Source organism: Methylotenera sp., from assembly GCF_030653755.1.
Taxonomy (GTDB): Bacteria; Pseudomonadota; Gammaproteobacteria; order Burkholderiales; family Methylophilaceae; genus Methylotenera.
The window spans coordinates 62,767-73,077 of sequence record NZ_JAURYU010000037.1; the positions used below are offsets into that span (position 1 = coordinate 62,767).

The following is a 10,311-nucleotide window of genomic DNA, read 5'->3' on the forward strand; positions in this document are numbered from 1 at the left end:
TATTAGAAATGTTCGTAACTAACGAAATCAGAAAAGGAATTTCAATTTGAAATTCAGCTTTTTTACAGAATCGGTACCCCCGCTAGTAGGAATAGATATAAGCTCAACCTCGGTTAAAATGGTTGAGCTTATTAGTGATGGGCGTGGTGGTTACAAACTTGAGAACTACTCAATCTCTCCCCTTGCAAAAGACGCTATTTCTGATGGCAACGTTGGCGACTTGGAAAAGGTTGCTGATGCCGTAAAGCTTGGCTGGAAGCTACTTGGCTCGCGCGAGAAGCGCGTGGCATTAGCTTTGCCATCCTCTGCGGTTATTGCTAAAAAAGTTTTTATGTCTGCTGACTTACGTGAGGAAGACATGGAGATTCAAGTCGAGGCTGAAGCTAATCAATACATCCCCTTTTCACTCGAAGAGGTGAATCTCGACTTTCAAGTGCTCGGCCCAGCCCCCAATAACCCAAATGAAGTTGAAGTGCTCATCGCTGCTGCACGTAAAGAAAAGATAGAGGATCGCGTTGCTGCTGCTGAAGGTGCTGGTCTAAAAGTGATCGTCATGGATGTAGAGTCCTATGCCACGGAGGCTGCCTATACCTTAGTCGCTGGGCAACTGCCTAATGCTGGACGTGAGCAAACTGTGATGATTGTTGATATCGGCGCGACCATGATGCACATTAACGTGCTACACGACAACGTCCCAATATACGCACGTGAACAAAGCTTTGGCGGTGCGCAACTAACACAAGAAATACAACGTCGTTTTGGGTTGTCCCAAGAAGAGGCTGAAATCGCTAAGCGCAAAGGCGGCTTACCAGAAAGCTATGAAAGTGAAGTCTTGCAGCCTTTTGTGCAACTGCTAGCGATGGAAGTTGCCAGAGCATTGCAGTTTTTCACCAGTTCTACGCAATATAATCGCGTTGATCACATCGTGCTGGCAGGTGGGTGTGCTTCTATTCCTGAGATTGACCTAACTGTCCAAGACCGTACACAGGTTAACACTATTGTTGCTAATCCCTTTCATAGTATGACTGTCAGTGCAAAAGTCAGGCCGCAACAGGCGGCAACAGATGCTCCTGCATTATTGATTGCTTGTGGTCTTGCAATGCGAGGGTTCGCTATATGATACGCGTCAATCTATTACCACATCGCCAAATAAGGCGCGAAGCAAGGCAGCGTGAATTTGGTTTCATGGCATTGTTTAGTGCTGTCGCAGCATGTGCGATTCTATTTATGGCTTATAGCGTCATCAATAGTAAAGTCGAATCTCAACTTGAACGCAATCAGCGCCTTAATAATGCGATTACAAAGTTAGATAAAGAAATTGCTGATATTAAAAACTTGAGAGAGCAAATCAGCGCAATGCTTGAGCGTAAGCAAGTTGTTGAGAATTTACAGACCAACCGAAGTCAGGCAGTCATCATTTTTGATGAGCTTAGCCGCCAACTTCCAGAGGGCATGTATATAAAAAGTATTAAGCAGGAAGGTAAAGTGATCACCCTTGAGGGTGTCGCTGATACAAATGCTAGGGTAGCAACATTGGTGCGTAATTTTAATCAATCTGAGTGGATGGAATCCCCAGTTTTGATAGAAATTAAAGCGATTACAGTAGGTGTACAGAAACAAAACCTATTTACGCTCAAGGTGAGTTTAAAAACGCCGATAATAGAGACAGATGATGCAGGTGCCAAAGCGACCGCTGGAAGTGCGAGAAAATCATGAAGTTAGAAGATTTTAATAACATCGACATCAATAACGCGGGTAATTTGCCTGCACCAGTTAAGGCTGTGCTACTAGGCGTGGTGTTCTTCGTTTTGCTTGCGCTTGGCTATTACTTTGTGCTCAGCCCTACTTTAGACGCGCTTGATACTGAGCGAGCTAAAGAAGAAGAGCTTAGAGGCGTATATTTTGATAAAAAAAGTCAGGCAATGAATCTAGAAGCATATCAGGCGCAAATGGTGGAGATTGAAAAGACCTTTGGCGCTTTGTTGAAGCAGTTGCCAGACCGCTCACAAATTGATGGTTTACTAACCGATATTAATCAGGCGGGTTTAGCAAGAGGTTTAGATTTTGAATTGTTTAAGCCTGGCCAAGAAACGCAAGCAGAGTTTTATGCAGAAATGCCGATATCGATTAAAGTCACTGGCGCTTATCACGATTTAGGTGCATTCGCGACCGATATATCAAAGTTGTCTAGGATTGTGACGCTAGGTGAAGTCTTTGTAGTTAATAAAGATGCCGCTAATAAAGGTAAAGATGTAAAGCCAAATGCTGGTGATAGCACCTTGGTCATGGAGGCTGTTGCTAAAACATATCGCTACTTAGATGCTACTGAGATTGCCGAAAAGCGTAGAGTAGAGAGTGAAAAAGCAAAGTCTAAAACTAACAAGAAAGGTAAATAGTAGCCGTGACTGATTTTATCAAACGAACATTTACCTTGTCTGTTGCTATGCCTGTTTTGATTTTTGGCATCTTCAGTGCTGGACTATCTGGTTGCAGCTTTGAAGAAGGTGATGACCTTGATCAATACATGCGGGACGCTACTAAAGATGTTAAGCCAAGGGTTAAGCCCTTGCCAGAAGTTCAGCCATATATGGCTTTGCAATATAACGCTGATGGCGCGTTAGTTGATCCGTTCCGCGCTCGCAAGGCTGTTAACAAGACTAGTGTTTTACAGCCTAATTTGAATAGACCTAAAGAGCCGATGGAGGCTTATCCATTAGAAAGTTTAAAGTATGTTGGCCTGCTGTCTAAAAGCAAGTTAACTTATGCGTTGCTAAAAACGCCTGATGAGACAATTCAGCAAGTTAAACTGGGTAATTATGTTGGTCAGAATTTTGGAAAAGTGACACAAATTACAGATGGTGAAGTGCTGTTAACTGAGATTGTACAAGACGACCTCACTGGTGAGTGGGTTGAGCGTATGTCCAACCTGGTTTTGCAAGAGGATTAACCTTTATCGCCTATGAGCTTGCCAATACAATAAGCGCTAGTGTGAATGATGTTAAGTTTGTTAATAAGTGGTAGTTAGTTTGAATGCGGTCAATTTTATTGTAATAGAGCATTAAATCCTGAAAGTTTTTATATTTTTAGGAAGTAAGATTTAAGGTGAAATAATGAAAATGAATCATTGGATGTCGAAACTTTTGCAAGCAACTATGTTGTTTGGGCTAATGCTGGTTGCAGTAACGGCCAATGCTGAAGATCAGTCGGCCTTAACTAATAAAATTGAGAGTCTTGATTATTCAACTTTACCAGGTGGTCGAGTCAGTATTCGAGTAAAAACTACGCAGCCATTAGCAAATCCCCCTGCTGGTTTTACATTAACGGGCCCAGCGCGTATTGCATTGGACTTTCCTAAGGTTGGCAATGGGCTGGCAAAGAATAATATCCAAGCGGATGCGGGTGCCTTAAAAAGTGTGACCCTTGCTCAAGGTAAAGATCGAACCCGCATGGTGCTTAATTTAACAAAAAATGTTGGATATAGTGCATCTGCAAGTGGCAATGAAGTGACTATTTTGTTACAGGCGAATGAAGTGACTAGTGAGGTTAATGTAGAAACTAAGTTTTCAGAGTCTGTTCGAGGCGCAAGTTCTGTGGCCATCAATAACGTAGATTTTGCACGCGGTAAAAATGGTGAAGGACGCATTATTGTTGATTTATCTGATGCATCTGCTGGTATCAATATTAGGCAAAAAGGTAAAGTGATTGAAGTCGATTTTATCAATACTGATGTGCCTGCCAATTTGCAACGTCGCTTAAATGTGACTAATTTTAATACACCAGTGCTTTTTGTAGATACGATGAAGCAAGGTAATAACGGTCGTATGGTGATTGAGCCTAAGGGTAACTGGGAGCAATCCGCTTATCAAGCAGATAAAAAATTCATTATTGATGTACGTCAGGTAATAGAAGATCCAAACAAACTGGTGCGAGGTTCAAAACCAGGCTACGCTGGTGAAAAACTTTCTTTAAATTTCCAAAATATTGAGGTCAGATCAGTGTTGCAAGTGATTGCAGATTTTACTGGATTAAATATTATCAGTAGCGATACAGTGACTGGAAACCTGACATTACGTCTGAAAGACGTACCTTGGGATCAGGCGCTTGAAATTATCATGCAAAGTAAAGGGTTAGATAAGCGCAAGAGTGGCAACGTAATTTTGATTGCGCCAGCCGATGAGTTAGCTGCAAAAGAAAAAGCGGAGTTAACGGCTCAGTTAGAAAAAGAAGTGCTAGAGTCAATACGAACAGAATCATTCACACTTAAATATCAAAAGGCTGAAGACTTTAAAACCATCTTAAACGGTGGCGTAAGTGGCGGTGGCGGCGGTGCTGGTGGTGCGCAAAGAATGCGAAATAGAGTGTTATCTGAGCGCGGAACAGTCAACCATGATGCAAGAACAAATACGTTGTTTGTGCAAGACACTGCTAGAAAGCTTGAAGAGATTCAGGCGATGATTAATAGAGTGGATGTACCCGTTAAACAGGTGATGATTGAGTCCCGCTTGGTGATTGCTGATGATAAGTACAGTAAGGCGTTAGGTGCTCGATTAGGCATTACACAAACTGGGCGGCCTGGCAGTAATACCAATGCAACGCTGAGTGGGTCTATAGGTAACAGACCTACGGCAACTACTGCTACAACGATAACACAAGGTCAGCACAATGGCTCTGTACAGACAGCGCTGACAAATGGTAACGTATTTACCAGCTCCGATGGACAACCAGATTTAATGTCGAATTTGGCGGTTGCAAATGCTGCTGGTTCAATTGCATACAGTATTTATAATGTAGCGGCTGGGCTGTTACTCAACTTAGAGTTGACTGCAATGGAGACGGATCAGCGCGGTAAGATTGTTTCTAGCCCTCGTGTGATTACAGCCAACCAAAGTAAAGCTAAAATTGCAGCGGGTACTGAAATACCGTACTTGCAAGCATCTAGCAGTGGAGCGGCCAACGTAGCTTTCAAGCCGGCGGTATTAAGTCTGGAAGTAACGCCACAGATTACGCCTGATCAGAAAATTATCATGGAGCTAGATATTAAGAAAGACAAAGTAGGCCAAATATTTAATGGCGTGCCTTCAATTGATACGCAAAATATCAATACGCAAGTGCTGGTGGGTAATGGCGAGACGGCAGTACTGGGCGGTATTTTTGAGCAGATTGAACGTAATGATGTTGATAAGGTGCCATTCTTTGGTGATTTGCCACTATTCGGTAATTTGTTTAAGCGGACTACTCGCCAAAATGACAAAACAGAGCTACTAATTTTCATTACACCGAGAATCGTCGACGAACGCTTAACGTTGCAGTAGTCAGGTTTAGTGCTAATGTAATAATTCCTAAGCAGATAGTTTTGATAAAATGCCCATCCAAGAATATGATGGGCATTTTATTTTGAGGGTAACTCTGCAATAGTGCAGTGGCGAAAGCCTCATACACCATATAATAAAAATGTTGCCAAGCAACAGGGGTGGTTTTAATTGAATAATATCTACTTTATAGGCCTAATGGGTGCTGGTAAAACAACAATCGGCCGCATGCTATCTAAGCAATTAGATAAAGAGTTTTATGACTCTGATGTTGAGATTGAACGTAAAACAGGCGTGAAAATCCCTCTCATTTTTGAGTTGGAGGGTCAGGATGGGTTTCGTAAACGGGAAAACCTAGTTATTGAAGAGCTATGCCAGTTGAATGATATTATTATGGCAACTGGCGGTGGCGCTGTGTTGATGCCAGAGAATCGAGATTTGCTGAAAAATAGCGGGAAGATTATCTATCTGCGTGGCAAGGTTAACGATTTGTATCAACGGACTAGGCATGACAAAACTAGGCCGCTGTTGCAAGGTGGAAACATGAAGCAGAAATTGGAGCGCTTATATATAGAGCGAGATCCTATCTATACAGGGTTGGCGGATTATATTGTAGATACTGGCGCGCAATCTGCGCTAGAGATTACTAGTTATATTGAAGAATTGTTAAAAAAATAAATTGTGAAAAAGTAAATTGAGATGCAAACATTAAAAGTAGAGTTAGCAAATAGAAGTTATCCAATTCATATCGGACGCGGTCTCATCTCAAATGCAGACCTCATCTTGCCACATTTAAAACGTAAGCATGTCGCTATTGTCACCAACACAACCGTCGCCCCACTGTATCTCGAGCAATTAAGTTCCGCATTAAAAGCGGCTGGTGTTACGGTGATTTCAATAGTGTTGCCAGATGGTGAAGCCTACAAAAATAGTGAAACGCTTAATCTTATCTATGATGCTTTACTTCAAAATCGCTGTGAGCGCAGCACTACTTTAATCGCACTTGGCGGTGGTGTCATTGGTGATTTAACGGGGTATGCTGCCGCAACCTATTTGCGTGGTGTGCCATTCATACAAATCCCTACCACTTTACTTTCTCAGGTGGATTCCTCAGTTGGGGGTAAAACAGGCATTAATCACCCACTTGGTAAAAACATGATTGGTGCTTTCTATCAACCACAACTCGTGTTGGCAGATATCGACACATTACAAACTTTACCGCCGCGTGAGTTTTCTGCTGGCATGGCAGAAGTCATTAAATACGGGCTGATAAGAGATCCTGACTTTTTTGATTGGTTAGAAGTACATATAAACCAGTTAATGGCGCTAGATGAATCTTCAATCAGTGAGGCGATTTATCGCTCATGCCAAAATAAAGCAGAGGTGGTCGCGCGTGACGAGCATGAAACTGGTGAACGAGCATTATTAAATTTGGGCCATACCTTTGGGCATGCGATTGAAAACGCCATGGGCTATGGTGTTTGGCTACATGGTGAAGCCGTTGCTGCGGGTACGATGATGGCGGCAGATTTGTCCTTACGCATGAGCTGGCTAAGTAGTAAAGATGTTAAGCGTATTCATGATTTATTAACTGCGGCTAAGTTACCTTTAGAGGCGCCGAAGTTAGGGGTAGAAAAATATTTAGACTTGATGCAGATGGATAAAAAAGTGGCAGATGGCAAAATTAGATTAGTGCTACAGCAGGCGATTGGAAAGTCTGTGATTACCAGTGATTACGATGCTGAAAAACTTAGAGAGACACTATCGTTAGTCTAGCTTTTTGCTATATTCTAGCCTGTTGCTATATATCGAAGCTTTACTCATAAGCAAAGAATTCTTGGTTAAGAGGGTAGTCTATCGGAGTGATTAAATAGCTTGCTAGAAACTATTGATATTAAAAAGTGAAAATATGACCACACTTGCCGCCTACGCAGCTAATCCAGAACAATCAATTGGACGACACTTTGATGAGCCAAGCTCCTCAACACGTAATGCGTTTCAACGAGACCGCGACCGCATTATTCACTCCACAGCCTTTCGGCGACTAGAATATAAAACCCAAGTGTTTGTGAATCATGAAGGTGATTTATTTCGCACCAGATTAACGCACAGTATAGAAGTGGCACAAATGGCGCGTGGCATTGCACGAACGCTACACCTGCATGAAGACCTGACAGAGGCCATTGCGCTAGCGCATGATCTTGGCCACACGCCATTTGGGCATGCAGGGCAAGATGCGCTTAATGACTGTATGCGCGCGTTTGGTGGCTTTGAGCATAACCTACAATCGCTACGTGTTGTCGATCAATTAGAACAGCGCTACGCAGACTTTGATGGCTTAAACCTGACATTTGAAGTGCGTGAGGGGATACTTAAACACTGCTCAATTAAAAACGCCAAACAGCTTGGTGACGTGGGGGAGCGTTTTATCAAGAAAACCAGCCCAAGCCTAGAAGCGCAACTCACTAACTATGCAGATGAAATCGCATATAACAACCATGACATTGACGATGGCTTACGATCTGGCTTAATTACCGTAGAACAACTATCAAAAGTAGAGCTGTTTGCGCAAAATCTAGCTGAAGTCAAAGCTAAATATCCAAAATTAGAACAAAAACGGCTGATACACGAAACCATACGCCGCATGATCAATACGCTAGTGGTAGATTTATGTACACAAAGTGCGCACAACATAGCGCAACATCAACCTACCAGCGTTGCCGAAATTCGAAAATTACCACAGTTAATTGGCTTTAGTCGCGATATTGCAGAGCAAAACTTAAAGCTCAAGCAATTCTTACGTAAAAACCTATATCAGCATTATAAAGTGAACCGCATGAGCGCCAAAGCGGTAAGAATAGTGCGCGAATTGTTCACAGGCTTTTTTGAAAACATTGGGCTACTGCCTAACGAGTTTCAAGCATATGCAGAAATAGACAAAGCGCGTGCAGTAGCAGATTATATTGCAGGGATGACAGACCGCTTTGCAATACGTGAGCATCGTAAACTATTTACGGTAGAAGAATATTTGTAAAAGATAGGATGTAATTACAAATATCAGTGGTGTATGTGCAGGAGCGGTCATAGACCGCGAAAGCAAAGGTAAATTTTCACCTGCGATTAAATAAAGCAGCTCGCAATCAGTTTGATAAGTTTTTTGCCGCGGCTAGCCGCTCATACATATGGACTTGTAAGCGCTGTAAACTGTTTTTCCCAAGATGTGAATACACATAGAGTAATTATTTTTATGCAAATTAAACATCAAAAAGATTTACGCAAAGGTCGCATATCAATTCCAGAACAGATTTATCACATCACGACAACTACGTTAAATCGTCAGCCAATCTTCAATGATTTTTTAACAGCTCGAAAAATAGCAATCACATTAAAGCAATCTGACACCTTAGGTTTCACAAAAACATTAGCCTTTGTGGTCATGCCAGATCACATACATTGGTTAATGCAATTAAATGAAAATGTAAAGTTACCGCGCGTCCTTAAAAATATAAAATCACAAAGCGCAAAGGCAATAGGCGGCAATGTATGGCAAGCGGGTTACTATGACCATGCTATACGTAAAGACGAAGATGTTGTGAACATTGCACGTTATATAGTGGCTAACCCAATACGTGCGGGGCTAGTGACTAAAGTAGGCGATTACTCGCATTGGGATGCTATGTGGTTATGAACATGTACCACGGGCACTCCGATTTGCTAAGCGCTGAAGCACTTGCAAAGTCGTATGTAGGAGCGGCTATTAGCCGCGAACAAACCTGTTAATCTCGCATGACATTGCTTAAATCCACTGCCAGCAAGAATCCACCATCCCTTTCGCGGTCGATGACCGCTCCTACAAAGAGCCGAACTTTACATCCATTGTAGGAGCGGCTATTAGCCGCGAACAAACCTCTCAATCTCGCATGACATTGCTTTAATCCACTGCCAGCAAGAATCCACTATCCCTTTCGCGGTCGATGACCGCTCCTACATACGACTTTTCAAGAGGTTACCTCTTATCGCACCAATGTTGCTGGTATAGCTGCTTACATTGGTGGTGATGCCCCTTGCGGGTAGCAAATCGGAGTGCCCATGGTACAAAAAGTATGAATGTTGCAAATTTACAACAAATGTAAGTAATTGTGACAAAAAGCCCAACTTTTAGTTGTAAGGGCAAAATTCTTTGTGCATACTACGCCCTACCTTCTTAGTGAATGCTACTTAAAGTAGTAAACGTTGAGAGAGTTTGCAAACTTTCTCTTTGGTTTGGTTGCCGTACTGACAACAAACTGATGAGGTAATCGAGAAATAAAAATAGTAATATTTTTTAGGAGATTTATATGAAAACAACAATTAAATTAGCAGTTGCTTCAGCTTTAGTAGCTGCAGCTTCAAGCGCACAAGCTGGTATCACAATCCCAGCTGGCGATTGGACATTGGACATCGGTGGTGTTGTAAACGCTTACTACACAACTACAAAATACAGTGGTGATACAGGTGCTGGTACAGCTGCACTTGGTTTAGGTGATGGCGGTGCGGCTTCATCTAACAATATTACTACAGGCTTGTTACCAAACTACTTATCAGTTTCTGGTAAAACACGTCAAAACGATTTAGATGTTGGTTTCACTATCAGTATCAACCCAGGTGCTTCAACATCAAATTCAGGTGTTCAATCAGCTAACCAAGAAAACCGTCAAGCATTCTTGACATTTGGTGACAAATCATGGGGTTCTATCAAGTTAGGTAAAGATCTAGGTATCTACGCTTCTGACGCTATCTTGAATGACATGACATTGTTAGGCGTTGGTGGTGGTGCTGGTTCATTATCAGGCAACACAACTACACTAGGTCGTATCGGTTCAGGTTTCATGTATGCTGACTGGAAATCACAAGTTGCTTACTCATCACCAAACTTCAATGGCTTCAGCTTCACAGTTGGTTTAACACAAGGTTGGAATGCTACTGATTCTGGTGTTGGAAACCCATTGGGCAGTACAACTAG

The 10,311-nt window shown here is 42.3% G+C and carries 9 protein-coding genes and 1 pseudogene; all 10 read left to right on the forward strand.

The window, feature by feature from the left end; all coding sequences use genetic code 11:
• Positions 1-46 precede the first annotated feature (46 nt).
• A complete protein-coding gene (locus Q7U33_RS06945) occupies positions 47-1,120 on the forward strand; it encodes a pilus assembly protein PilM (RefSeq protein ID WP_304859005.1) in 1,074 nt (357 codons plus the stop codon).
• Positions 1,117-1,716 (forward strand): PilN domain-containing protein, encoded by a 600-nt coding sequence (locus Q7U33_RS06950; RefSeq protein WP_304859007.1) that lies wholly within the window; start codon positions 1,117-1,119, stop codon positions 1,714-1,716. Before Q7U33_RS06945 ends, Q7U33_RS06950 begins: the two co-directional genes overlap by 4 nt.
• Positions 1,713-2,396 (forward strand): type 4a pilus biogenesis protein PilO, encoded by a 684-nt coding sequence (locus tag Q7U33_RS06955; RefSeq protein ID WP_304859009.1) that lies wholly within the window; start codon positions 1,713-1,715, stop codon positions 2,394-2,396. The genes Q7U33_RS06950 and Q7U33_RS06955 overlap by 4 nt, the downstream gene beginning before the upstream one ends.
• Positions 2,397-2,443: 47 nt before the next feature.
• Complete coding sequence (locus Q7U33_RS06960; RefSeq protein WP_304859025.1) at positions 2,444-2,947, forward strand: pilus assembly protein PilP; 504 nt, start codon at positions 2,444-2,446, stop codon at positions 2,945-2,947.
• Positions 2,948-3,110: 163 nt separating this feature from the next.
• Positions 3,111-5,312, forward strand: coding sequence for a type IV pilus secretin PilQ (pilQ, locus tag Q7U33_RS06965; RefSeq protein WP_304859011.1), 2,202 nt, complete (start codon positions 3,111-3,113; stop codon positions 5,310-5,312).
• Positions 5,313-5,507: 195 nt separating this feature from the next.
• Entirely contained in the window at positions 5,508-5,987 is a 480-nt protein-coding gene (locus Q7U33_RS06970; protein WP_304859027.1) for a shikimate kinase, read from the forward strand.
• A 21-nt stretch (positions 5,988-6,008) separates the two neighbouring features.
• A complete protein-coding gene (gene aroB, locus Q7U33_RS06975) occupies positions 6,009-7,085 on the forward strand; it encodes a 3-dehydroquinate synthase (protein WP_304859013.1) in 1,077 nt (358 codons plus the stop codon).
• 133 nt (positions 7,086-7,218) lie between these two features.
• On the forward strand, positions 7,219-8,343 hold the full coding sequence (locus Q7U33_RS06980; protein WP_304859015.1) for a deoxyguanosinetriphosphate triphosphohydrolase: 1,125 nt from the start codon (positions 7,219-7,221) through the stop codon (positions 8,341-8,343).
• 213 nt (positions 8,344-8,556) lie between these two features.
• Entirely contained in the window at positions 8,557-8,997 is a 441-nt protein-coding gene (locus Q7U33_RS06985) for a transposase (RefSeq protein ID WP_304859019.1), read from the forward strand.
• A gap of 649 nt (positions 8,998-9,646) precedes the next feature.
• Positions 9,647-10,311: pseudogene (locus Q7U33_RS06990) on the forward strand (porin); the annotation flags it as partial.